General features: G+C 43.6%; 24 protein-coding genes. 15 read left to right on the top strand and 9 right to left on the bottom strand.

Annotation, left to right across the window (positions count from 1 at the left end; all coding sequences use genetic code 11):
* The first annotated feature begins 370 nt into the window (after positions 1–370).
* The 4 genes from BJP34_RS27145 to BJP34_RS27135 all read left to right on the top strand — a co-directional run bounded on the left by BJP34_RS27145 (position 371) and on the right by BJP34_RS27135 (position 3793).
* On the top strand, positions 371–1342 hold the full coding sequence (locus tag BJP34_RS27145; protein WP_070395033.1) for a protochlorophyllide reductase: 972 nt from the start codon (positions 371–373) through the stop codon (positions 1340–1342).
* Positions 1343–1587: 245 nt separating this feature from the next.
* Complete coding sequence (locus BJP34_RS49560; RefSeq protein WP_267876395.1) at positions 1588–1713, top strand: hypothetical protein; 126 nt, start codon at positions 1588–1590, stop codon at positions 1711–1713.
* Positions 1710–2534, top strand: coding sequence for a class I SAM-dependent methyltransferase (locus BJP34_RS27140; RefSeq protein ID WP_070395032.1), 825 nt, complete (start codon positions 1710–1712; stop codon positions 2532–2534). The genes BJP34_RS49560 and BJP34_RS27140 overlap by 4 nt, the downstream gene beginning before the upstream one ends.
* A gap of 179 nt (positions 2535–2713) precedes the next feature.
* Positions 2714–3793 (top strand): NAD/NADP octopine/nopaline dehydrogenase family protein, encoded by a 1080-nt coding sequence (locus BJP34_RS27135; RefSeq protein ID WP_149031217.1) that lies wholly within the window; start codon positions 2714–2716, stop codon positions 3791–3793.
* A gap of 253 nt (positions 3794–4046) precedes the next feature.
* Here BJP34_RS27135 and BJP34_RS27130 read toward each other — a convergent pair whose 3' ends face one another.
* Complete coding sequence (locus BJP34_RS27130) at positions 4047–4421, bottom strand: hypothetical protein (protein ID WP_070395030.1); 375 nt, start codon at positions 4419–4421, stop codon at positions 4047–4049.
* A gap of 334 nt (positions 4422–4755) precedes the next feature.
* Between BJP34_RS27130 and BJP34_RS27125 the strand changes: the two genes are divergently transcribed.
* Together BJP34_RS27125 and BJP34_RS27120 are read left to right on the top strand one after the other, a co-directional pair.
* Positions 4756–4998: a ribbon-helix-helix domain-containing protein gene (locus BJP34_RS27125; protein ID WP_070395029.1), complete on the top strand. Its 243-nt coding sequence runs from the start codon at positions 4756–4758 to the stop codon at positions 4996–4998.
* Entirely contained in the window at positions 4991–5362 is a 372-nt protein-coding gene (locus BJP34_RS27120; protein ID WP_070395028.1) for a type II toxin-antitoxin system RelE/ParE family toxin, read from the top strand. Before BJP34_RS27125 ends, BJP34_RS27120 begins: the two co-directional genes overlap by 8 nt.
* An 87-nt stretch (positions 5363–5449) precedes the next feature.
* Here the strand turns inward: BJP34_RS27120 and BJP34_RS27115 are convergent, their stop codons facing one another.
* Positions 5450–6121, bottom strand: a complete 672-nt coding sequence (locus BJP34_RS27115) for a hypothetical protein (RefSeq protein ID WP_070395027.1) — start codon at positions 6119–6121, stop codon at positions 5450–5452.
* Between the two features lie 405 nt (positions 6122–6526).
* Between BJP34_RS27115 and leuS the strand changes: the two genes are divergently transcribed.
* Both leuS and BJP34_RS45805 read left to right on the top strand, forming a co-directional pair.
* Positions 6527–9124: a leucine--tRNA ligase gene (gene leuS / locus BJP34_RS27110; protein ID WP_070395026.1), complete on the top strand. Its 2598-nt coding sequence runs from the start codon at positions 6527–6529 to the stop codon at positions 9122–9124.
* 169 nt (positions 9125–9293) lie between these two features.
* Positions 9294–9467, top strand: coding sequence for a hypothetical protein (locus BJP34_RS45805; RefSeq protein ID WP_168166526.1), 174 nt, complete (start codon positions 9294–9296; stop codon positions 9465–9467).
* A gap of 169 nt (positions 9468–9636) precedes the next feature.
* On the opposite strand, the gene BJP34_RS27095 is transcribed toward BJP34_RS45805, so the two are convergent.
* Positions 9637–10194 (bottom strand): pentapeptide repeat-containing protein, encoded by a 558-nt coding sequence (locus BJP34_RS27095; RefSeq protein WP_070395023.1) that lies wholly within the window; start codon positions 10192–10194, stop codon positions 9637–9639.
* Positions 10195–10452: 258 nt separating this feature from the next.
* Here BJP34_RS27095 and BJP34_RS44625 point away from each other — a divergent pair, with 258 nt between their 5' ends.
* Positions 10453–10623: a hypothetical protein gene (locus BJP34_RS44625; protein ID WP_229424049.1), complete on the top strand. Its 171-nt coding sequence runs from the start codon at positions 10453–10455 to the stop codon at positions 10621–10623.
* Positions 10624–10673: 50 nt separating this feature from the next.
* Here BJP34_RS44625 and BJP34_RS27090 read toward each other — a convergent pair whose 3' ends face one another.
* A complete protein-coding gene (locus BJP34_RS27090; protein ID WP_070395022.1) occupies positions 10674–12827 on the bottom strand; it encodes a Tex family protein in 2154 nt (717 codons plus the stop codon).
* Positions 12828–13090: 263 nt separating this feature from the next.
* Between BJP34_RS27090 and BJP34_RS27085 the strand changes: the two genes are divergently transcribed.
* Positions 13091–13555, top strand: a complete 465-nt coding sequence (locus BJP34_RS27085) for a VOC family protein (protein ID WP_070395021.1) — start codon at positions 13091–13093, stop codon at positions 13553–13555.
* A 79-nt stretch (positions 13556–13634) separates the two neighbouring features.
* Positions 13635–13859, top strand: a complete 225-nt coding sequence (locus tag BJP34_RS41080; protein ID WP_149031216.1) for a hypothetical protein — start codon at positions 13635–13637, stop codon at positions 13857–13859.
* Here BJP34_RS41080 and msrA read toward each other — a convergent pair.
* Both msrA and BJP34_RS44620 read right to left on the bottom strand, forming a co-directional pair.
* Positions 13780–14244 (bottom strand): peptide-methionine (S)-S-oxide reductase MsrA, encoded by a 465-nt coding sequence (gene msrA, locus BJP34_RS27080; RefSeq protein WP_070395020.1) that lies wholly within the window; start codon positions 14242–14244, stop codon positions 13780–13782. The genes BJP34_RS41080 and msrA overlap by 80 nt on opposite strands.
* 31 nt (positions 14245–14275) lie before the next feature.
* Positions 14276–14446, bottom strand: a complete 171-nt coding sequence (locus BJP34_RS44620; RefSeq protein ID WP_158517502.1) for a hypothetical protein — start codon at positions 14444–14446, stop codon at positions 14276–14278.
* A gap of 200 nt (positions 14447–14646) precedes the next feature.
* On the opposite strand from BJP34_RS44620, the gene BJP34_RS27075 reads away from it, so the two are divergent.
* Complete coding sequence (locus BJP34_RS27075) at positions 14647–15045, top strand: hypothetical protein (protein WP_229424048.1); 399 nt, start codon at positions 14647–14649, stop codon at positions 15043–15045.
* A gap of 231 nt (positions 15046–15276) precedes the next feature.
* On the opposite strand, the gene BJP34_RS27070 is transcribed toward BJP34_RS27075, so the two are convergent.
* Positions 15277–15567, bottom strand: a complete 291-nt coding sequence (locus tag BJP34_RS27070) for a putative quinol monooxygenase (RefSeq protein ID WP_070395019.1) — start codon at positions 15565–15567, stop codon at positions 15277–15279.
* A 290-nt stretch (positions 15568–15857) separates the two neighbouring features.
* Positions 15858–16865, bottom strand: coding sequence for a zinc-binding alcohol dehydrogenase family protein (locus tag BJP34_RS27065; RefSeq protein ID WP_070395018.1), 1008 nt, complete (start codon positions 16863–16865; stop codon positions 15858–15860).
* Between the two features lie 576 nt (positions 16866–17441).
* Between BJP34_RS27065 and BJP34_RS27060 the strand changes: the two genes are divergently transcribed.
* Both BJP34_RS27060 and BJP34_RS27055 read left to right on the top strand, forming a co-directional pair.
* Complete coding sequence (locus tag BJP34_RS27060; RefSeq protein WP_229424047.1) at positions 17442–17726, top strand: hypothetical protein; 285 nt, start codon at positions 17442–17444, stop codon at positions 17724–17726.
* A gap of 22 nt (positions 17727–17748) precedes the next feature.
* Positions 17749–19968, top strand: coding sequence for an NACHT domain-containing protein (locus BJP34_RS27055; protein WP_070395016.1), 2220 nt, complete (start codon positions 17749–17751; stop codon positions 19966–19968).
* Positions 19969–19985: 17 nt separating this feature from the next.
* Here the strand turns inward: BJP34_RS27055 and BJP34_RS45800 are convergent, their stop codons facing one another.
* Positions 19986–20156 carry a hypothetical protein gene (locus tag BJP34_RS45800; protein ID WP_168166525.1) on the bottom strand — a complete coding sequence of 57 codons (171 nt, stop codon included), beginning with the start codon at positions 20154–20156 and terminating at the stop codon, positions 19986–19988.
* 1204 nt (positions 20157–21360) lie between these two features.
* Between BJP34_RS45800 and BJP34_RS27050 the strand changes: the two genes are divergently transcribed.
* A complete protein-coding gene (locus tag BJP34_RS27050; protein ID WP_070395015.1) occupies positions 21361–23520 on the top strand; it encodes a serine/threonine-protein kinase in 2160 nt (719 codons plus the stop codon).
* Positions 23521–23608 lie beyond the last annotated feature (88 nt).

The following is a 23608-nucleotide window of genomic DNA, read 5'->3' as shown; positions in this document are numbered from 1 at the left end:
CGTAGCGTGGCCAAAGGCCAAGGTTGAAGGTTAAGCGGTTGTTCGCGTAGCGTGGCCAAAGGCCAAGGTTAAGCGGTTTAAAGTTAACCAGTTGAAGCTTAGAACCTGTAACCTGTAACCTGTAACCTGTAACCTGTAACCTGTAACCTTAAACCTGTAACCCTCAACCTGTAACCCTCAACCTTCAACCTGTAACCTTCAACCTTCAACCTTCAACCTTCAACCTGTAACCAGTAACCTTCAAGCTGTAACCTTCAACCTGTAACTGGCTACCTGTAAGCTTAAAACTCTAACCGAAGATAGTATCTTTGATCGCAACTTAGTGTGAGAGCCTAATAAAGTTACGATCAATTGACCGATTTTAAACAAAATGGAAAACGATCATAAATCAACGGTGATCATTACAGGGGCCTCGTCGGGAGTTGGTTTGCAAGCCGCCAGAGCTCTTGCCCAAACCTGGGGATGGCATGTGGTGATGGCTTGTCGGAATCTTGATAAAGCGGAAAAAGCTGCCCAAGAGGTGGGAATCCCAAAAGACAGCTATACAGCGCTATATATAGACTTAGCTAAGTTTGACAGTGTCCGGGAGTTTGTGAATGCCTTCAGAGCAACCGGCAGAACCCTCGATGCCTTGGTGTGCAACGCTGCCATCTATCTGCCATTATCAAAGGAACCGTTGCGAAATCCCGACGGATATGAATTGAGCGTTGCTACCAATCACCTTGGTCATTTCCTCCTGTGTAATCTGATGCTAGAGGATTTGAAGAATTCATCATCTTCCCAGCCAAGGCTAGTGATTGTGGGAACTGTCACTGCTAATCCCAAGGAATTGGGAGGAAAGATTCCGATTCCAGCACCTCCAGACCTGGGAGACCTCAAGGGTTTTGAAGAAGGATTCAAACCCCCCATCTCAATGATTAATGGCAAAGCCTTTAAATCTGGGAAAGCTTACAAGGACAGCAAACTCTGTAACATGCTGACCATGCGAGAGCTGCACCAGCGCTATCATGACTCTACCGGAATAGTTTTCAACTCCCTTTATCCGGGATGTGTTGCTGAAACCGCTCTATTCCGCAACCACTATTCCCTGTTCCAGAAACTATTCCCATTGTTCCAGAAAAACATTACTGGAGGCTATGTCTCCCAGGAATTAGCTGGGGATAGACTAGCAACAGTAGTTGCTGATCCTAACTATAATAAATCCGGCGTTTACTGGAGCTGGGGTAATCGACAAAAAGAAGGTCGTAAGTCCTTTGTTCAAGAAGTTTCTAATGAAGCAATGGATGATTCTAAAGCTAAGCGCTTGTGGGAATTGAGCGAAAAGTTAGTTGGACTAGGGTGATGCTAAATAATGGTGCGTTACTATAGCATTAAGGAAAGGCAATAGGCAATAGGCAATAGGCAAAAGTTAATCAACTATATAGGGACTTTTGGTAATGAAAAAACCTGGCTTTGTTTCAATTCCTTTGTCAATGTTATATATGCGTTACTAGTTTTGTCCACTGCTTTAGCATGATTGATTCTATTGATTAGGGAGCATTTTGCTCCCACTACCAAATAACTCATGATCTAGCAATTATCATATTCATGAGGTACACAATATTTTTGGCTACTCTCCCCTTTCCACAGTCTTATCACTACTCCCTGCTCCCTGCTCCCTGCTCCCTAAACCCCCAAATTTCGTACCTCACCCAATTGATAAATTCTAGATGAAAGACATTAAACAACTACTCCAAGCTATCTACTCTAAAGACTTGGAAGAGAAAAAAACTTGGTATTCTTCTGTTGCAGAGGCTTACGACCAGGCTAGACCACGCTATCCTCAGCAACTGATTAACCGTGCCGTGGAGTTAGCCCAACTTCCTTCCGATGGGATCATTCTTGAAGTGGGATGCGGACCTGGGATTGCTACGAAACCATTTGCTGACTTGGGCTTCTCTATAGTTGCTATTGAACCGAGCCAGGAATCTTGCCAGCTAGCGCGACATAACTGTAGCCAATATCCAGATGTAGAACTTATCAATACTACCTTTGAAGAGTGGCAGCTAGAAACTGGTAAATTCCATGCTGTTTTAGCAGCGACTTCGTTTCATTGGGTTTCCAAACAGATCCGGTATCAAAAAACAGCTGATGCTTTAAAAGATAATGGGTTTATGATTTTGCTATGGAATACGCCCCCTCAACCTAACCATGAGGTTTGCCAACTGTTGAATCAGGTCTATCAAACTTACGCTCCCTCTCTGAAACCCTATGAAGAGATAGAAACTCATCAACAGAACCTCAGCAAAATGGCAGAAACTGTTATTAATTCCGGAAAATTCCAAGACTTAGTATCGGAACAGTTAGTGTGTGACGTTACCTATAGTCTTGATAATTATCTAGCGCTTTTGAGTAGTTTATCAGCTTATATAGCTTTAGACCCACAGCAGCGAGAGTCTTTGTTTCAAGGGGTGAAGGAAATACTAGAGCTAGAAGTGGGCAATAGTCTCGAAACTTCCTATCTCTCTGTTCTTCAGATTGCTAAAAAAATATAGTCTAGAGTTTACGGTGACTTCCCCTCAGTTTGAAGAACAACAATTCTTTTCACGGTAGTGGTATACAAGTGTGGTATACAAGTAGTGATTTTAGTACCTTAAACCTTGACCATACCATAGCCAAATCACTAGATCTTTATCACTCATCGAATTTTAATCAACCCAATCAGGATATTTTTATGTCACAAGATAGTTACCTTGTTGTAGGTGGGGGAAATACAGGTTTAGCCACATCAGTACACCTGAGTTCTCAAGGAAATCCAGTTTATCTATTTTCTCGCCGTTACTCTTCAATCAGTCAAACCAAGATTGTTCGTTCAACGGGTATATGTTCACCAGGCAATTATCCAATAGCAGCTTGTGCTAACCAGATTGAGGAAATTGCTGCTGCTAATGAGGGTAAATTGCCCGGGAATATTGTGATCTGCTGTCGGGGTCAGGATATTGAATCTTATGCCAGGATTTTGGGGGCATATATTAACTCTCAAAGCAACATTCTGATTATCTGTGCTAGCCGGTTTTCAGGTCGAGTTTTTGGCAAAGTTCTACAGAGAGAATTTGACAGGCTTCAAACCCAATTACCTGCAGTTGGAGATGTCAACAATAGTCCCTTTGCTTGCCGAGGAAACGCTGACGACGAAGTTAGAATTAGTAAGTTTAAAAATCAATTCAAGGTTGCTGCCCAGAACTCAGAGATGACAGAGCGCATTGTTGCAGCTTATCAAGATTCGTTCAAGAGTTTGCGAACTGCTTCTTCCAGTTTAGAAGTTAATTTAGATAAATGTAATGATATCTTTCACGTTCCTTTAATCATAGCTTCCTTAGCAAGGTGGGAGCTGGGAGAAAGTTATAATATTTACCGAGGGTTCGGTCCTCGTACTGCTAATTTGATTGGTGATTTAGATAGTGAGCGCCTAGCCATAGCTAAGGCTTTAGGGTTTCCTGATCTAAGCAATATGTACGATTATTTTAAAACTGCCTTTGGAACTCCTGGCCCATCTCTTTACGAACACATTCACCAGATCAAAGCACTCGACAATGCTACTATCAGGAACCCCCATCATCGCTATCTATCAGAAGAATTGCCTTTTGGAGCTTTTCCACTACAGGCTTTAGCTCGCTTAACAGGAGTGGATACGCCATGTTTAGATAGTTGTATTACTTTGGGGAGTAAGTTTATCGATGAACCTCTCACGTGGACTGCTCAGTTTCTAGAGTTGGACATTCAATGGCTGAACAGTCAACTAACACATAATTAAAAGCAGGGCAAACCCATGTTGTTGGGTAACCAGAGATAGTTCTCAATAAACCCTGCCTTACCTTGATGCAAAGCGCGAGTGGTTAAGGTGGCTGTGTGGGTCACCTGCCTCCGCACCGCTGTTTGCCCCGTCGAAACTGTGCTGACTCCCTTCCTTGCTGCATCCCTACTCCCTGCTCCGAAGTTCCGATGATCCGCTGTTCCCTTTGCTATAAATCTTGAAAGTTCTATAAGAACGAGTTGAAAAGTACTGTTTAGAGTCTCCTTTCGTATATCTTTACCTCTAAGCCAGCAGAATATTTACACAAAGCAACAACACTATAGTTATCAAGATCGGTACTACCTTTGTAAATAACTTTGAATCCATCCGGTAGAACGCTTAAACTGTTGGCAAGGTTGTCTGTTTCAAGTATTAATGTAGGGAAATCATTAATTGTTTGATGATGACTGTAAAGCTCTAAATGAAAATGAGAAACATCGACGACCTGATGCTCCTCATAATTATCGTGAAGACTATTTCGTAAGGAGATTCCCATATTGCTAAGTATTTCTACTATTAGTTTAGATGTTGGGAATCTTAAAGCTAATCCCAATAAGTTGGCATTTGTACTTTCGGAAATATTTATCATTGGTAATTTTCCTTTATTTTGTCATCCCTAATAAGTTTAACAATAATTGGTTCTATCAGAGAATTAAAATTCTTTAACTCCACCTCATAATAACCGTATAATAACCGTGGCGCTGCCAGACAACAAAGAATCGTTAACGTTAGAGTTATGTGCAAGGATTGATGAGATATACATCATCACATTAGATCACCTAGCCTCTCTGGACATGCCTACTGTGCCCCCTGGTCTGGTGTTGGTTGTTTCTCTTGTGTTAATATGGCAAATGGCAAATATTGTTGTTTAATGCCATTAGTGCTAGAGTGGTGAAAGGTTTCTTCCCATACCAAGAATCGCAATGAGCAGCAGCCTGAATATCCAGCTAACCGATAAACTACGCCGCTATGTTGATATGCGGGCAAGCGATGATGATGTCTATGCAACCCCTAGCGAATACATCCGGGATTTGATTCGTCGGGATATGGAAGACTATTTGATTGTGTCCGACATTATCCAAGGGCTACGAGAAATTAGGAATCAAGAATTTGTCCCGGAATCTATCCTCGATATTTTAGAAGAAGATAATCCCGATTGTGACTAGGAAAAACTATCTCCTCACCCCCACAGCGCGGCGGCACTTACGGGAAGCCAAAGCATGGTCACGGGCCAGATGGGGCAATGAATTAACAAAACAGTATTTTCATGACCTTGAAAAAGCAGCACAGTTTATCGCCCTTAACCATCAAAAAGTTCCGAAACGCCAGGAGCTGACAGGGGATACCTCCCTGTGTTTATATCCTGTTAGAGAACATTATATTGTCTATGAACCCTTGGGAGAAAAACTGATCGCCATCGCTGCTTTTATTCGTATGGGGAGGGATATTCCGACGCTACTGAGTAAACATTCCGTAACTTTAAAAGAGGAGCTTACTGAACTCCGAAAAAGTAGTTTGAACGAGAATTAATTACTTCTGGCGATAAAAAAGACATTGGCTCTCCTAGACTAATTTATCCTAGCCACCCTAGGATAGCAAAAAAATATAGTCTAGAGTTTACTGTGAATTCCCTTCAGTTTTAATATCAACAATTCCTTTCAAAATCTTACAAATAGTCTCAGATTCCAGCCTTCCTACATAGTCGCGAGAATACTCAATGCGCATGATTGGTCGCTCTTTTTCTATGCCTTCAACCTCTGCTCTCAAAAACTTCCAAGTATCACCGATAGTATAACAACCAAAAACAGTTTGGATTGGATTTTTATCATGGTTCCAGTTTAAGCAAGCAGCAGTAAGCATTTGTCCGTAAACTTTCAATAGAGGATTGCTTGATTCTGTACCCTGTTCAACCTTTACTACTAGGAAGTAAGGTGGTATAACGCGACCAGCAACCCTTTTTGCTAGACCCCCATCAACCATGGCTCTTATGTTAAACTTATTAGGGTATTGGGCTAGCAGCTCAATTCTTGTCCAAGCTTCAATGTCATCTCGTTCTGCTAGGACTAATAAGGGGTAAATCGCTCTTGACAAAATTGTCGATGCATTCATCAAATCAATAAAGGTATTCCTAAGGCGGGATTGAATTACTTCTAATTGCTGTTTTTGCTCAGTACTCACAGCAATAGAATCAACTTGAGTCCAGGGATAGTTACCAATTCTTCCCTCTTGCAATTCAATTACCGATCGCAGTTCCTTTAAGTTAGTAGAGTCAGTCCTGATCTGATACATACTTATTTAGTAGATAGCACTCCAATGTTGTTGAAGCACATCGTTTATCAAAAGGAAAGGAGCAAAACGACTCTCACGAATCTGAAACGATGGCTATTATCAGTGTACTATACCTATAGTAAATGTCAAAAAATAGTCTAAATTATCGATAAATATGTTTGTTAAAGTTTGGGGTTTACTAAACATAAAATAAGTAGTAAATAACATTTTAAATAGTTAGAATAGAATGTCAACAGTATTTTTCCCCAATTCAAAAGTTGCCTATTCCCTCTTATGACTTTCCTGTTCCCTACATCCGCAAGAAGTATACTAGATCAGGCATTGGCTAACGAATGTGCCAAAATTGAACTACAGTAAGAACTGACGTAAACTAAAGCGCGTAATCAAACCCAAGGAGTATCACTTGTGCAGTCACAATACAAACCCACCGAGATAGAGGAAAAATGGCAACAAATTTGGGAAGAGCAAGGCTTGTACCAAACCCCCACAGAAACTGACAAGCCGAAATTCTATGCTCTGTCCATGTTCCCCTATCCATCGGGTAACCTGCACATGGGTCATGTCCGTAACTATACAATTACTGATGTGATTGCCAGGAAAAGCCGGATGCAAGGCTATCGCGTACTTCACCCTATGGGTTGGGATGCCTTTGGATTACCGGCAGAAAATGCTGCGATCGCTCGCGGGATTCATCCGGCTAAGTGGACATACCAAAATATTTCCCAAATGCGATCGCAATTGAAGCGCCTGGGACTTTCCTATGACTGGGATTGTGAAGTAACCACCTGCTCCCCGGACTATTACAAGTGGACTCAGTGGATTTTCTTACAGTTCTTCAACGCTGGACTAGCCTACCAGAAAGAAGCAGCAGTGAACTGGGACCCCGTGGATCAAACCGTGCTAGCCAATGAGCAAGTGGATAGTGAAGGACGTTCCTGGCGTTCTGGTGCCAAGGTCGAACGCAAACTGTTGCGTCAGTGGTTCCTTAAAATTACCGACTATGCTGAAGAATTGCTCAAGGACTTGGATACCTTAACCGGTTGGCCAGAACGGGTGAAGCTGATGCAGGCCAACTGGATTGGTAAATCTGTTGGTGCTTATCTAGAATTTCCGATTGTGGGCTTAGATGACAGCTCAGATGACGGCTTAGATAACAAAATTGGTGTATTCACCACTCGTCCCGATACCGTTTATGGCGTTACCTATGTGGTGCTAGCACCGGAACATCCCTTGACCGCAAAAGTTACTACCCCTGACCAAAAGGCTGCAGTTGAAGCCTTCATTGAGGAAGTCAGTAACCAAAGTGAACTGGAACGGACAGCGGAAGATAAGCCCAAGCGAGGGATTCCCACTGGTGGTAAAGCCATTAATCCCTTCACTGGGGACGAAATACCAATCTTGATTGCTGACTATGTGCTGTATGAGTATGGTACTGGTGCGGTGATGGGAGTACCAGCTCATGATACCAGAGACTTTAAGTTTGCCCAGGAAAAGCAATTACCGATAAAAGTGGTGATTGTGCCAACTTCAGATGATGTCGAAACAGTTAATGACACTCCTCTAGAAGCGGCTTACACGGAACCGGGCATTGTCGTGAATTCTGACCAATTCAATGGCATGGATTCCGTCAAGGCCAAGACCGGGATTATTGAGTATGCTGAACAACAGGGCTGGGGGAAAGCCCGAGTGCAGTATCGCCTCCGAGATTGGTTAATCTCTCGCCAGCGTTACTGGGGTGCCCCTATCCCTGTGATTCATTGTCCTAACTGCGGCGCAGTGGCAGTGCCAGACCAAGACCTGCCAGTAGAGTTACCAGAAGATGTGGACTTTAGCGGACGTGGTCTTTCTCCCTTGGCTCAATTAGACAGTTGGGTGAATGTACCTTGTCCCAATTGCGGTACACCAGCGAAACGGGAAACCGATACCATGGATACCTTTATCGATTCCTCCTGGTATTTCTTACGTTATCCCGATGCCAAGAATGACTCCGCTGTGTTTGATTCCAACAAAACCAATGATTGGATGGGAGTGGATCAGTATGTAGGGGGAATCGAACATGCTATTTTGCACTTGCTCTACTCGCGATTCTTTACTAAGGTATTGCGCGATCGCGGTTTACTGACCATTGATGAACCATTCCAACGTCTTCTAACTCAGGGGATGGTGCAGAATACGGCTTACAAAAATACCAAAACCGGGAAATATTTCGCTGTTGTAGATATCGATCCCAATGACCCTAAAGATCCAGACACTGGGGAACCGTTGGCGGTATTCTATGAAAAAATGTCCAAGTCTAAATACAACGGTGTCGCACCAGAAGATGTAGTAGCTAAATACGGTACCGATACCGCTAGGATGTTTATCTTGTTTAAAGCACCACCAGAAAAAGATTTGGAATGGGATGATGCTGATGTAGAAGGGCAATTCCGTTTCCTGAATCGTGTCTGGCGTTTAGTATCGGATTTCGCCGCTAATGGTAGCACTAAACCTAACACCTCTAATGGTGATTTAACTAAACCGGAAAAAGACTTACGACGAGCAATTCATATCGCGATTAAAGAGGTAACTGAGGATTTAGAAGGGGAGTATCAATTTAATACAGCGGTTTCTGAATTGATGAAACTAAGTAACGGGATTACTGATGCTAAGTGTAAAGACTCCCCGGTCTATAAAGAAGGGATTGAAACCTTGATTACATTACTCGCTCCCTTTGCTCCCCATATTGCTGAAGAACTTTGGCATAGTCTGGGTCATAGCTCCTCAATACACAATCAACCGTGGCTGGAGTACGATCCTGATGCTTTGGTAGCCGATGAAATTACCTTGGTGATTCAAATCAAAGGCAAAACTCGCGGCACTATTCAAGTTCCAGCTAACTCCGATAAGGCAGCCTTAGAAACCTATGCTCGGGAATCTGAGGTAGCACAGCGATATCTAGAGGGTAAGGAGATTAAGAAGGTAATTGTAGTACCCGGTAAATTGGTAAACTTTGTAGTGGTTTGATAGGAAAAAAGCGATCGCGTAAGGGATAGGTAATGGAGCTATCAGCTCATGCAGTATGTCACAGGCTAGAAGCCTGTGCCACCCAGGGGATAGGTAACGGAGCTATTCCCTGTGCCCAGCGCTATATATTAGATAAGAAACAATTCATCAGCTTCATTTACCAACAGCTATGTCTGAACAAAACGCACAAGTCTGTCCTATCTGTGGTGTCAGGATCATACCAGGAGGGCAAGTAGAGGATAAGGTCATCTTTAAAGTCGGACCAGTGGGAACGAGAGCTATTCTTAACCAGCGCGTTTGTCAGTATGTTAAGAAACCCGGCTGCATCAATAAGAATCCTTAGCAATTATCAATGGGGTAAGGTACTTTATTTCCTGGTATTAGGGAGCAGGGAGCAGGGAGCAGGGAGCAGGGAGCAGGGAGCAGGGAATTCAGAACTCCCTAAAATCCTAGATTTTGTAGCTCACCCCATTGATAATTGCTATTGCTAATTCACTTTGGCAGTCCCTAATTTACCTAGGAATCTTTGCACCAGTAAGGTTAGCATTATCAAGGTTAGCGTTAGTCAAATCAGCGTTAATGAAATTAGCGTTAGTGAGGTTAGCGCCACTCAAATCAGCACCATTGAGGTTGGCCTTGAAAAAGGTGGTGTTACTGAGGTCAGCACCCCTAAAGGAACTACCACTCAGGTCAGCACTGATGAAATTTGCCCACACTACGCTAGCACCACTGAAGTCGGCGCGACTCATGTTGGCCCCTGTGGCGTAGGCTGAATCTAAGTTGGCATTGCGGAAGGTTGCCCCTGTGCCATTAATAACTCTCATTGCTGCACTTTCGAGCATGGCATCAGAAAGGTTAGCCCCACTGAGATTGGCTCCCTGGAGGTTAGCATATCTCAGGTCTGCTTCCCTCAAATCAGCTCTGGCTAGGTCAGAATTTACCAGGTCACAGCTTCGACATTCCTTAGTTTGCAGTAGCTGTAGATACTGCTCGCGCACTTCAGCATTGATAGGAGCGATTAACCCTAAGGAGGCTACCAGTACACTAATTCCTAAGATTCTGAATTTCATAATTTCTGGCCTGATCTTGTTTTGCCTGTATTATGGCAGTCAAGTTCAAGAAATACCTATTATTTCTACCCAAAATTTTTAAACTATAGCGCTGTGCCCAAGGAATAGGGAACAGGGAATAGGGAACAGGGAATAGGGAACAGGGAATAGGGAACAGGAAATGATTTAGCCTGCAACACAAAGGTTTTAGCAATTCCGCTTAATATTGCTATAGCCCCTATTGACGCGATCGCAATGGGTACATCTGCTAAAAGCTCTTTGACCCGGTGGGTGGAACGGGCATCTTGTGTGGAACTGGCATCTTGCCAGTTTCATGCTTATTGTCGGAAGGGCTGTCCCAACCGTGGCTACCGAGAAAATCAGCTGTTTGAACCGGTGGGTGGAACGGGCATCTTGCCCGTTACAATTTTCGGAAGGGCAGCAACCTAACCGTGGCTACCGAGAAAATCAGAGCCCCCCTGAAGCACCACTAGCAACATTTAGCGCGATCGCATTGATAAACTAACGCGCTTCAGTTTTTCATTTACTTCCATTACCCGCACCTTCACCACCTGTCCCACTTTGACTATCTGTTTGGGATCCTCTACAAACCGGTCAGCTAGTTGGGAGATATGCACTAACCCATCTTGATGCACGCCGATATCTACAAAGGCTCCAAAGTTTACCACATTGGTGACAATTCCTTCTAATTCCATTCCAGGACTTAGGTCTTTGAGCTCATTTACTCCTTCTTTAAAAGTGGCGTATTTAAACTCAGCCCTCGGGTCTCTTCCGGGCTTTTCCAATTCCTGGACAATATCCTCTAGGGTTGGTAAGCCTATGGTATCTGTGACGTAACGGTTCAAATCTACTGATTTGAACCGATCTGCTCCTTGGTTAATCTTGGCTAGAGGTAACTGCAAATCCGATGCGATCGCTTTCACTACGGGATAACTCTCTGGATGCACAGCTGTGTTATCCAATGGATTATCCCCGTTGCGAATCCTGAGGAATCCTGCTGACTGCTCGAAGGCTTTTGGCCCTAGTTTTGGTACCTTAAGGATTTCCCGACGGTTCTTGAATGCACCTTGCTCATTGCGATAGCTCACAATGTTATTAGCAATAGTGGGGGTAATCCCAGATACAAAGGTTAGCAGTTGAGCAGAAGCAGTGTTTAAATCTACTCCTACATAGTTTACACAACTTTCCACGGTGTCATCAAGTTTCTTCTTGAGCAATTTCTGATCAACATCGTGTTGGTACTGTCCCACACCAATAGATTTAGGGTCAATTTTGACCAACTCAGCTAAGGGGTCTTGTAAGCGTCTGCCAATACTAATCGCTCCCCTGACTGTGACATCTAAATCCGGAAACTCCTCTCGTGCTAGCTCACTGGCAGAATAAATCGATGCCCCAGATTCATTCACCATTACTTTTATCGGTTTGCGCTCCATGGTTTTGAGTACTTCCGAGATAAACTCATCTGTCTCACGAGAGGCTGTACCGTTACCAATGGCAATTAGCTCGATCTGGTAGGTTTCAATTAAATTCTTAATTGTTTTAGCAGCTTGTTCTCGCTTTTGGCTACCTTGATGGGGAAAGACTGGTTGGTATGTGATGTATTTAGCTGTCTCATCCAGGATAGCCACTTTACAACCGGTGCGGAAGCCTGGGTCTATAGCTAAGGTTGGCTTCATTCCTGCTGGAGGAGATAACAACAGTTCTCGGAGATTGGTTTCAAAGGTTTTAATGGACTCTGTATCAGCATAGGCTTTGCGATCGGTACGTACTTCCGTAGTTAGGGAGTTTTTCATCAGCCGATTAAACCCATCTTTGAGCATGGTCTGGTAAAACTCTCGCAGTAGGGTAACCTTGGTGTAAATTTCCTCAGACTCTAGGTAGGACATCACATAGTCTTCATCAAAAGAGAGTTCCAGCTTTAGGACTCCCTCCGCTTCACCCCTGAGCAGGGCTAACATATTATGTGGCGCTACAGATTTAACGGGGATTTGGAACTCCCGGTACATTTCAAACTTAGTGGTACCTTCGGGATAATCCTTTTTAATCCGAGACACGAATACTCCCGATTTCAGGAAATAATCCCGCAAGTACGCTCGTAAGTGGGCTTTTTCAGCTACAGCTTCCGCTAATATATCAGAGGCACCTTGAAGAACGTCCTCTACCGTATTGAGCTTATGGTCTGGGGAAATGTATTTAGCCGCTTCTTCAGATAAGGATACTGATTTAACCTCCGGAGTGTTCATCGACTCAATCCACTCAGCTAAGGGTTCAAGTCCTTTTTCCCTGGCCATGGTTGCCCGAGTGCGTCGTTTGGGTTTATAGGGCAGGTAAAGGTCTTCTAATTCAGTCTTTTGCTGGCAAGCTTCGATCTTAGCCTTTAGTTCATCGGTGAGCTTACCCGCAGATGCGATCGCATTCAGGATTACTGACTTCCGTTGCTCCAGTTCCGTTAGATAACTATGGCGCTCAGCTATAGTGCGTAGCTGAACTTCATCGAGAGAACCAGTCACCTCTTTACGGTAGCGAGCTATAAACGGAATAGTTGCCCCTTCAGCAAATAAAGACAGGGCATTCTCGATCTGAGTCGCACTTAACGACAGTTCTTGGGCTAAGATTTGAGAAAAAGTGCTCATGTTACCAGGAAAAGCAGAAATTAAAATAAATTTGAAATATATTTAAAGTAGCAAATTGAGAACGGTATAGCGTTTTTATTTGACATGTAAACTTACAAGGTCTTTTTTTAGTTTACAATAAAACTCCGGATCTCTTGCACCTCTTGCCTTTTGCCTCTTGCCTCTTGCCTTTTTCGGCAATACGGGTATTTACAACCTATATCCAAACGCGCTTATTAGCATTAATAATTAACAATTAACAGTTCAATTCACAAGTAACAATTATGGTTTCTAGCCCTGAATTGATCAAACCTACCCTAAGTCCAGGTAGTCTCCGTCGAGTCCATCATATTGCTCTGAATGTGAAGGATATCCAAGCATCGCGCCACTTTTATGGTACAGTACTAGGCTTACATGAACTAACTGGAGAAGAAGTGCCCAGTACATTGCGATCGCTAGTCGCAGCCGGAAAAGTCACTAACTTCGTTACCCCAGATGGCATTGTGGTGGATTTGTTTTCCGAGCCAGACCTATCACCACCGGATCCAGACCCCCATCGTGGCTTTACTCGGGTCAATCATCTCGCCTTTGATATCGATCCTCAGTTATTTGACCAAGCCGTAGAAGTCCTAAAACAAAATCAAATTCCCATCGATCATGGTCCAGTAACTCGTCCCACCGGCAGAGGTATCTATTTTTATGACCCCGATGGATTTATGGTTGAAATTCGTTGCGATGCGATTGAATGAGACTTTGCTGAAGTTGTGAGGAATCGGGAATCGGGAATCGGGAATCGGGAATCGGGAATCGGGAATCGGGAATCGGGAATTGGAAATAAAAATTACAGGGTTTTTCATAACAATAAGTAACTCCTGTTCCCTGCTCCCTGCTCCCTGCTCCCTGCTCCCTGCTCCCTGTTCCCTATTCCCTGTTCCCTGTTCCCTGTTCCCTACTTCTGCAAGAAGTCTAATATCTAAGTTAAAGACCGCTGCTTTTTTTCAAAATATTGTTGATGATAGTCATCAGCTAAATAATAGTCGGAAGCTGGCTTAATTTCGGTAACAATATCCTTATCAAACTTACCAGAAACTTGCAGCTTTTGTTTTGACAGTCTTGCCAATACTTCTTGTTCCTGATTGTGGAAAAATATCACCGATCGATACTGTTCTCCTCGATCAGGACCTTGGCGGTTCAATGTCGTAGGGTCATGGATAGACCAAAACACCTCAAGTAATTGTTCATAGCTAACTTTTTCCGGGTCATACTCCACCTGTGCCACTTCTGCGTGACCGGTTATTCTTGATAATACATCCAGATAGCATGGGTTAGGAAAATGTCCGCCCATATAACCAACAGATGTTGAGACTACTCCCTTAACTTTCCGAAATGCTGCCTCTACTCCCCAGAAACAACCACCACCAAATGTCGCTTTTTCCATCTTTGTTATGTAGTTATTGATCAATCGTTGGTCATGTTTTACTCATTATATAGTAGTTGTCAATTGTTGAGGGAATCGGGAATTGGGAATCGGGAATCGGGAATCGGGAATCGGGAATCGGGAATCGGGAATCGGAAAAAAATAATGTGTATATTATTAGGATATAAAATGATAGCTGATTGCTTACATTTTTACATTTCAACTATATCAACTATCGTCAATTATTTGATTTGTAAAAATATGTTTCACTTTCAAAAATGCTATTGATTTTTGTCGAGATATTAGTAATAATAAAAATGTCGGATATTTCGATAAGATTTCTGGACAAAAAGCCGCGCTTCCAAGTTGACACACAAAGCGCGGCTTTACCCCCAGTCACAAGCTATGTGTGAGGTAATTCCTATGATGCCAAACAAACGGTCAGTAGATCATCTGGTTCACTGTCAGCGAGCCCTAGAGCGGCTTGCCCAAATTGCTGAGAGGCAATGCACACGCCCAAATTCAATGCCTCGTGCCATCACTGAGCGAGAGGAAATTTTAATCTACCTATACAGCAACTGCCGACTGTCCATGACTCCCCAGGCGTTTTACGGTAAATGGCAAGTCAATCAAGAAGACATGGGTAACATTTGCTGCCGCTCAACTTATGCGGTAAATAGCTGGCTGGCCCAAGGTGCTCGCTATAAAAGTCCTAGTGCCGATTCCTTATACCATCTAGCCTTGATGGATTTCCTTCTGGAGAATTTCGAGGCAATTCCCAAGGAGTTATTAAATCGACTTTGCTCTAAAGTTGTTCGGTAAAGGGGTGTTGTCTGTTAGAATATAGAATTTAGAATGGTAAATTCCAAATTCTATATTCGCGGATGCTACAGGACTTACGAATTTGCCCCCTAAATCCCCCAATTCTGGGGGACTTTGACATCATTCTTAGACCTCTTGCATAAGTCTCATAAACCTTGGTGAAGACAAGGAAAAATTCAAAAGGCAAAAGGTATAAATCAAAATTTATCTACATTCTAAATTCTAGATTACCTAGCCTATTTGCGTCATTTCATTGAAACTGAATTCCTCAACCGCGCCATCAGTTGCAGCCATGTAATCCTTCAGGTGCTGGGCACCCATATGCTTCTGCCACAGCTCACGGGATTCCCAATTTTCAAAAAACAGAAAGTGAGCTGGATTTTCATTGTTCTGATGCAAATCGTATTGCAAGCAGCCCTCTTCAGCACGAGTGATGTCGATCAACTTTTTAAGCTCAGTCTTTACCAGATCAATTTTGTCAGCTTTAGCTGTGATATGAGCAACAAGAGTCAATTTAGCCATGTTTTTGTTTCCTTGGTTTTAGTTATTTTCAGTCGTTAAAAATTGAAAATCTGATCGCGATAACTTGCCACCCTTGGCTATGCTGTTTTAGAGGTTGTCTGAGAAGTCTCATTTGCTACATCCAAGCCCCCTAAATCCCCCAATTTTGCGGTGCGACCCAAGGGCGATTTACTCGCCCATTGGAAAGCGCACCGGAAGGGACTTTTAGAAACAAATTGACTCTTTTTCCCCCCAAAGTTGGGGGGCTAGGGGGGCAAAATTCAGTATAAAAAAACTTGGGAGATATCCTCTTAGTTAAAGCCGTCGAGTACATTTTTGCCAATGGCACGACCGCTCTCTTGCTGGGAATGAGCCGTCTTGAGGGTTTCCACACTGATTTTCCCGAGATTGTTGGTCACGGTGGAAATTAGGGTGCCATCGTCAATGAGCTCCGAGACCCGATTCAGCAATTCATGCTGTTTTTCGATGTCCTCGGTTTGAAACATCGACCGAGTAAACATGAACTCCCAGCTGAAGCTTAGGGCTTTGGGTTTGATCAATTTCATGTCTAGGGACTGAGGGTCATCAATCAGTGCGATATGACCGCGAGGCTTGATCAGCTCAATGATGCCAGGAAAATGTCCGTCTGATCCTGAAAGGGATGCAACGTAGCGGGGCTCGAGTCCCAATTCCTTGATTTGATCAACAAGGGACTGGCGGTGATTGATCACATGGTCGGCACCCATCTTTTGAACCCACTCGATGGTTTCCGGACGAGATGCCGTTGCGATCGCAGTCAACCCAGTGAGTTTCTTGGCAAGTTGAATCAGGATTGATCCAACACCTCCCGCGCCACCGATAATCAGTATACTCTCGCCCTTGCCTTCTCCTTCTTTGACCCCGAGGCAGTCAAACAGGATTTCCCAAGCGGTAATGGAGGTGAGTGGAAAACCAGCTGCTTCCGCAAAGCCCAGGGATTTGGGCTTTTTCCCGACAATCCGCTCATCAACAGCATGGAGCTCGGAGTTGGTGCCCGGTCGAGTGATATCACCGGCATAATAGACTTCATCACCAACTTTAAATTTGCTGACATCGCTGCCAACTTCTCGAACAACACCTGCCGCATCATAGCCAATGATCTTGGTGCCCTTTTCCGGTGCCATCTTGGCGCGCACTTTCACGTCCACAGGATTGACCGAAATTCCCCGGACCTCCACCAACAGGTCCTGTGCCCCTAATTCTGGTGTTTCGGTTTCAAATTCGATCAGCGCGTCTGGTGCAGTGATTGGTCCAGCCTGATTATATCCTATGGCTTTCATATCTTGGTTTTCCTTTTATGATCAATGCCGCCGATTCGATTGTATTGCAGTTTTTAGTTTGATGAGATATAGCGCTACGCGCAAGTCAGAAGTTAGAAGTCAGAAGTCAGCTATGACTAAGTTTAGGAGTTTAGGAATGTCAAACACCTTAATGCGTGGTGTTATACACAAATTTTTATAAGGTGTAATAAATTGTTTGGTTAAATGTAGGCAAGCACATCAATCTAACGTCCCCACTGCCCACCCTCAATCAACTGTCCATGACCCCCCAGGCTTTTTACGGAAAATGGCAAGTCAATCAAGCAGATATCGGTAAGATTGGCTCCCGCTAAACATTTAAAGGCGAGACATTACTCCAAAACTAGGTAAATTTTCTATAAAATACTGTATAAGTAGAGACAGGATGTGCTAGCTTGATCAAAAATGATATCTACGTTTGGCATGACCTCAGAGCAGGAACCAATACCCCACAGACCAGTTCGTAAGCCAACTGAAGTTTCAACACCGCCACCCATGAGACCAAAAACAAGGTTTGGGAAGGTTATTTATCAACTCCTTATCAATATTTGGGAGCCCTTGGACCAGGTTGGGAAAGCCTTAATAGGTGATCTCTGGCGAGATGTCTATTTGACAATTCAGGATGCCATTGGTCTTGGCATCCTATACGTTATTTTTGGTTGGATATTTCAGTCGATAACTAAAGAAAATTTTACAGGCTTTGATCAATGTGTGGGTACCTGGAACGTTTGGGAAGTAAACCGCTACTTCTGCCTTGTTGTTGTCCTGCTAGCTTTTAGCTCCTGTATTACCTTATGTGGTCGAATTCTCAAGCGCCTCTTAAAAGACCTGATTAATCTATGAGGGGATAGATAGGTTAACGAGTATGTCTCCAGTTAAACGCGAAGAAATGAGTCTCTACGAAGAAGCTAAAGCTGGTCTGAGTTCTCTGTTTTGGCAAATAGCCCAAGTCTTTACTAGTTTACTAGTAATCTTTTTGTTCGCTGGTGGCAACCCTGCCGGTTGGTTAGTCACTACCTGTTTTATCGTCGGTATTGTATTTGTTTTTTGGATAGAAAACAAGCGAACTAAGGATGAAAATAATGACCTACGGAATTTTCAGTTTGGGGGTGGTTTGATTGATGCTAATACAGTCAATGCTAATCAATTTGGCGGTGACATCTATAATAATAATGTTGTTGTCAATCCCCCACCAACCCTAACTCGCCAAGAAAAGCGCAACCGTCAGGCATTACTCACTAAAGTCAATAACTATTGGATTAAAGGCGTTATAGAAAAATCCCTCTATCACCAGGTAATGATTGAATTGGGATTAGAAGAGAGACCCGATGCCATTCCTCAGCCTTTGAGCGAAATTACCGAAATCGGTGACAACTCACCTCAACCCCTTCCTGAAGGTACTAAAGTAATTGATATTTTTGACCAAATTGGTACAGGATCAACCCTACTAATTTTAGGAGAACCAGGGTCAGGGAAAACTACAACATTACTGGAACTTGCCCGGAATTTAATCCATCGTGTTGAACAAGATACTAATCAGATAATTCCTGTAGTATTTAACCTCTCCTCTTGGGCAAAGAAACGGCAGAAGATAGCCAATTGGTTAGTAGACGAATTGGGTAATAAATATGATGTTCCCCATAAAATTGGACAAGCTTTAGTAACGCAACAGCAACTACTACCATTGCTTGATGGTTTGGATGAAGTAAAGGTGGAGTACCGAGACGAATGTATTCTTGCTTTGAACCAATTTAACCAGGAGTATGGTGCCGATTTGGTAGTCTGTAGTCGGATTAAAGACTATCAAGCCCTATCCAACCGTCTGAATTGTCAGAAAGCAGTTTCTATAAGATTGCTTAGTTTAGAACAAATCTATCATTACTTGGATAGTCTCGGGGCTAATTTAACAGGCTTGAAGACATTAATTGCAGAGGATAGAGTATTACAAGAGTTAGCCCAGTCGCCCTTGATGCTCAATATTATGACTCTAGCTTATCAAGGAGTAGCAGTTGAGGATTTACCAAAAACTGACGTAGTGGAGGAACGGCGCAAGCAGCTCTTTGATGCATATATTGAGAGGATGTTTAAGCGTCGGAAGACTAATCAACGATACAATAAAGCGCAAGTAAAGCACTGGCTAATTTGGCTGGCCAAGAGGATGGTTGAGGAGTCGCAAACAGTATTTTTAATTGAAAAAATCCAGCCATATTGGTTAATAAATAGAAAGCAAAAACAAACTTATAGACTGATGGTCGGGCTGATGGTCGGGCTGATGGTTGGGCTGATGTCAGGGCTGATGTCAGGGCTGATAGCCGGGCTGATAGCAGGGCTGATAGCAGGGCTGATGGTCGGGCTGATGGCAGAGCTGATATTCGGGCTGATAGTCGGGCTGATGGCAGGGCTGATATTCGGGCTGAGGCTTGGGCTGATGACAGAGCTGATATTCGGGCTGATGACAGGGCTGATGGCAGGGCTGATATTCGGGTTGATGGAAACGTTGAGGTTTGCGCTGATGGGAAGTCTAACGAAAGAAATCAAAACAATTGAAAGACTTCAAGTTAATTGGAAAAAAATCTTGATTTTTATGCTGGCGGTAGGGTTGGCGAGAGGACTGACGCCAGGGTTGATGGGAGGGTTAATGGCAGAGATGACGGTAGGGCTGACGCCAGGGTTGATGGGAGGCCTGATGGGAGGCCTTATAGCAGGGCTAGAGAGTTCAGAAATTGAAACAAAAACAAATCCAAATCAAGGAATTTGGAAATCAGTTCGTAATGCTATAACTGTATGTCTGATGGTCGGGCTGATCGGAGGGCTGATGGGAGGCCTGATGTCAGGGCTGATGGGAGGGTTGATGGGAGGCCTGATGTCAGGGCTGATAGCCGGGCTGGTGAATGGTGGTTATGCCTGCATCCAACACTTCAGCCTCCGCCTTGTCCTCTACTTCAACAAATACATCTCTTGGAACTATGCCCGCTTTCTGGACTATGCTGCTGATCGCATCTTCCTACAAAAAGTAGGAGGCGGCTATATCTTTATTCACCGGATGCTGATGGAACACTTTGCCGAGATGGAGCTTGAGAATTAAGAATTAAGAATTAAGAATTAAGAATTGGAAATTCTGACTTCTGACTTCTGACTTCTGACTTCTGACTGGGCAATAACCTGACTAGCAATATTAAACTCAAATTCTAGAGCTTCATACTCGGCTTTAACTTCTGGATTTGCTAGAACTTGGGAGCGAACATCATCCCACTTAATTGTCTTTGCACTCATTTTTTATTCCTACTGTTTTGGTAATTATAGCGTTTATAGGATTTATGAGGTACGCTTCTCAAGCTCAAAGTCCCCCTTGATAAGGGGGACCAACGGGGGATCCATTTGTACCTCATGGCATAGAGAATTGCTATAGTTTATCTAATTGTCTTTGCTCTCATTTTTTATTCCTCCTATTTTGGAAATTATAGCGTTTATAGGATTTATGAAGTACGCTTCTCAAGCTCAAAGTCCCCCTTGATAAGGGGGACCAACGGGGGATCCATTTGTCCCTGATGGCATAGAGAATTTCTATAGTTTATCTAATTGTCTTTGCTCTCATTTTTTATTCCTCCTATTTTGGAAATTATAGCGTTTATAGGATTTATGAAGTACGCTTCTCAAGCTCAAAGTCCCCCTTGATAAGGGGGACCAACGGGGGATCCATTTGTACCTCATGGCATAGAGATTGCTATAGTTTATCTAATTGTCTTTGCTCTCATTTTTTATTCCTCCTATTTTGGTAATTATAGCGTTTATAGGATTTATGAGGTACGCTTATCAAGCTCAAAGTCCCCCTTGATAAGGGGGACCAACGGGGGATCCATTTGTACCTCATGGCATAGAGAATTTCTATAGTTTATCTATTGCTCAATTAATTATTTTCCTGTGCTAAAAATTCGGCGTTGTTTAATTAAGGAACGAATGCGCGATTATCTGGTTTTATTAAAGCCCCCTAAATCCCCCGAGCGAGCAATCCCTCGCTCGGGGGATTTTAAGAGTTTTGTTCCCCCCAGAATTGGGGGGCTAGGGGGGCGAAACCATACCCAGAATCAGCAACGCCAAAAATTCCGCTCTAGGATATTCGGCAATTTCAATATTCTACATTCGCCCATTCTACTTGGTGGTGCGTTACGGTGCGGGCTGTCCCAAAACTGGCTCTAGGGGTTGAACATCAGGGCAAGCCCGCCCCTAACACACCCTACCCACTACTCCCCTCTCCCAGGGATAATGTTCCGATCACTATTGAAGGGTTTTGTATACTATGATTGGTAGCACTATATAGCAGTACGCATTAAGGTTAGGACATTGATACAAAGTGAAAAGCTCTTGTAGTTAACTGTTGCCTTTAGCATGCATGCCTCTTGCCTTGCGCATAGCGCTATACCTAGTGTTCTACCTCCTTTAACAGGTGGTGAGGCTTTCCCGGAGCAGTAGAAATTCCATGAACTTGGGTCTTGGACAAACGATCGGTGGACGCTATAAAATTATCCGTCAACTGGGACAAGGTGGCTTTGGTCAGACTTTCGTAGCTGAAGACCAACACTTGCCTGGTGAGAATCAGTGTGTGGTTAAGCAGCTCAAGCCAGTAGCCACGGATCCCTTGACATTGCAGACGGCTAGGCGACTGTTTGACACGGAAGCCAAAATCCTACACCAGTTAGGAAGTAATGAGCAAATTCCCCAGCTTTTTGCGTATTTTGAAGAAAATCATGACTTCTATCTGGTTCAGGAATTGATTGAAGGGGAAGACCTCAGCCAGGAACTTGTACCGGGAGAACAGCTGAATGAAGATCAGATTATTTCCCTGTTGCAGGAAATCCTGGAAGTTTTAGAATTTGTTCATCAACGGCGTATTATTCACCGAGATATTAATCCTCAAAACATCCTTCGGCGTAAATCAGATGGCAAATTAGTACTGATTGACTTCGGTGCGGTTAAACAAGTCAGTACCCAAATCCTGGAAGGGGGCAATACTGGCTTTACCGTTGCTATTGGTACTCCTGGCTATCGACCCAGTGAACAAGCCAATGGTTACCCGAAATTAAGCAGTGATATCTATGCTGTCGGGATGATCGGGATTGTTGGTTTAACCGGTTTACGTCCTCACCAATTGCCCCTTGACTCTGATACAGGGGAAATTAGCTGGCATAACCAGATATCAGTAAGTGCTGAATTAGCCGATACTTTAGATAAAATGGTGCGCTATGATTTCCGAGAGCGTTACCAATCAGCTACCTTAGCCTTACAAGCACTAACTACTATAATTACTAATAAAAATAGCAATAATAACATAAATACTAACACTACTAAAACTGGCGCTACTTTAATGTTGGGAATTGCGTCATCGATACAACCCCTGCTCCCGAAACCCCGACGATTCAGACTAAAACGGTACCAAGTGTTAATGTACACCGGGGTGATTGGATTGGGGTTTGCAGCAACGGTTTTTATGGTGAATATATTAAGGGGAGTTACTGCTACGGATTGGTATAACCGGGGCGAAACCTTTTTAGAATTGAAGCGCTATGAACAGGCTCTGGATGCTTATAATCGAGCTGTAGAAATCCGAGGGGAATATGCTCCAGCTTGGCAAGGTCAGGGTAAGACCTTGTTTGCCCTGAAGTACTATGAAGAAGCTCTAAATGCTTACGACCAAGCCATTCAAATTGAGCCGGATTATAGTGCAGCTTGGAAGGGTAGGGGTAAAACCTTGGAGCAGTTGGAGCGTTATGACGCAGCAATTAAGGCGTTTAATAGCGCCCTGGAACTCCAGCCCAATGACTTGGATGCTTGGATCAGTCTTGGTAATGTTCAGGTTAAGTCCAAGAATTATTATGATGCGATCGCATCCTTTGACAAAGCCCTGAAACTCAAACCCGATTCTTACCAAGCTTGGTATCGACGGGGCTGGGCATTACATAATTTGCGCCGATATAAAGCAGCGGTAGAATCCTACGACCGAGCCTTAGACTACAAACCGAATTCCGCTGAAGCCTGGTATCAGCGGGGTAATGACTTGAGCAATTTGCAAAAGTATAAAGATGCCGCCAAGTCTTATCAGCAAGCGGTTCAATTCCAGCCCAACTTCTACCAAGCTTGGTATAGCTGGGGCAATACCTTAAATAAATTACGGAAATACCAAGAAGCCTTAGCCTCCTTTGAGCAAGCCGTTAAACTCCAGCCTAATTCCTATCAAGCCTGGTACAGTCGCGGTTGGACACTCCATCAAGTCCAGCGATATGAAGATGCCCTGGAAGCTTACTACAAAGCCATTAAACTAAAATCCAAGCCTTACCAAGCTTGGTACAGTCGAGGCAATACCTTCTATAAATTGGAACGCTATAAGGATGCGATCGCATCTTACCAACAAGCAGTTAACTATAAACGTGACTACAGCCAAGCCTGGTATAGCCTAGGCAATGCATTAGTTAAACGCAACAAGTATAAAAAAGCGATCGCTGCTTATGATAAAGCAGTGCGCTACCAGCCAAACTACCGAGACGCTATCAAAGCAAGGGAGCGGGCAAATAGCGAATTGGAAGCACAGAAGAGGGAACAGGAAATCGGGAATCGGGAACAGGGAACAGGGAATAGGGAATAGGTGTAGGGTGGGCAGTGCTTGACAGAGATTCATTTGCTTGGCCATAGTCTGGCTAGGCACTGCCCACCAGAGGATTAATCTTAACTAG

The sequence above is a fragment of the Moorena producens PAL-8-15-08-1 genome (assembly GCF_001767235.1).
GTDB classification, from domain to species: Bacteria; Cyanobacteriota; Cyanobacteriia; order Cyanobacteriales; family Coleofasciculaceae; genus Moorena; species Moorena producens_A.
The sequence above is the reverse complement of the archived record's forward strand: the minus strand, read 5'-3'. Positions and strand labels throughout refer to the sequence as shown.

Bases quoted from the DNA above. Each gene is read 5' to 3' on its own strand.
- BJP34_RS27090 (WP_070395022.1), bottom strand. From the start codon at position 12,827: ATGAGCACTTTTTCTCAAATCTTAGCCCAAGAACTGTCGTTAAGTGCG.
- BJP34_RS27130 (WP_070395030.1), bottom strand. From the start codon at position 4,421: ATGATAAATATTTCCGAAAGTACAAATGCCAACTTATTGGGATTAGCT.
- BJP34_RS27115 (WP_070395027.1), bottom strand. From the start codon at position 6,121: ATGTATCAGATCAGGACTGACTCTACTAACTTAAAGGAACTGCGATCG.
- BJP34_RS27140 (WP_070395032.1), top strand. From the start codon at position 1,710: ATGAAAGACATTAAACAACTACTCCAAGCTATCTACTCTAAAGACTTG.
- BJP34_RS27055 (WP_070395016.1), top strand. From the start codon at position 17,749: ATGTCTCCAGTTAAACGCGAAGAAATGAGTCTCTACGAAGAAGCTAAA.
- BJP34_RS27070 (WP_070395019.1), bottom strand. From the start codon at position 15,567: ATGGCTAAATTGACTCTTGTTGCTCATATCACAGCTAAAGCTGACAAA.
- BJP34_RS45800 (WP_168166525.1), bottom strand. From the start codon at position 20,156: ATGAGTGCAAAGACAATTAAGTGGGATGATGTTCGCTCCCAAGTTCTA.
- BJP34_RS27065 (WP_070395018.1), bottom strand. From the start codon at position 16,865: ATGAAAGCCATAGGATATAATCAGGCTGGACCAATCACTGCACCAGAC.
- BJP34_RS27050 (WP_070395015.1), top strand. From the start codon at position 21,361: ATGAACTTGGGTCTTGGACAAACGATCGGTGGACGCTATAAAATTATC.
- BJP34_RS27085 (WP_070395021.1), top strand. From the start codon at position 13,091: ATGGTTTCTAGCCCTGAATTGATCAAACCTACCCTAAGTCCAGGTAGT.
- BJP34_RS27135 (WP_149031217.1), top strand. From the start codon at position 2,714: ATGTCACAAGATAGTTACCTTGTTGTAGGTGGGGGAAATACAGGTTTA.
- BJP34_RS27075 (WP_229424048.1), top strand. From the start codon at position 14,647: ATGATGCCAAACAAACGGTCAGTAGATCATCTGGTTCACTGTCAGCGA.
- BJP34_RS27095 (WP_070395023.1), bottom strand. From the start codon at position 10,194: ATGAAATTCAGAATCTTAGGAATTAGTGTACTGGTAGCCTCCTTAGGG.
- BJP34_RS49560 (WP_267876395.1), top strand. From the start codon at position 1,588: ATGAGGTACACAATATTTTTGGCTACTCTCCCCTTTCCACAGTCTTAT.
- BJP34_RS45805 (WP_168166526.1), top strand. From the start codon at position 9,294: ATGTCTGAACAAAACGCACAAGTCTGTCCTATCTGTGGTGTCAGGATC.
- BJP34_RS27145 (WP_070395033.1), top strand. From the start codon at position 371: ATGGAAAACGATCATAAATCAACGGTGATCATTACAGGGGCCTCGTCG.
- msrA (WP_070395020.1), bottom strand. From the start codon at position 14,244: ATGGAAAAAGCGACATTTGGTGGTGGTTGTTTCTGGGGAGTAGAGGCA.
- BJP34_RS27125 (WP_070395029.1), top strand. From the start codon at position 4,756: ATGAGCAGCAGCCTGAATATCCAGCTAACCGATAAACTACGCCGCTAT.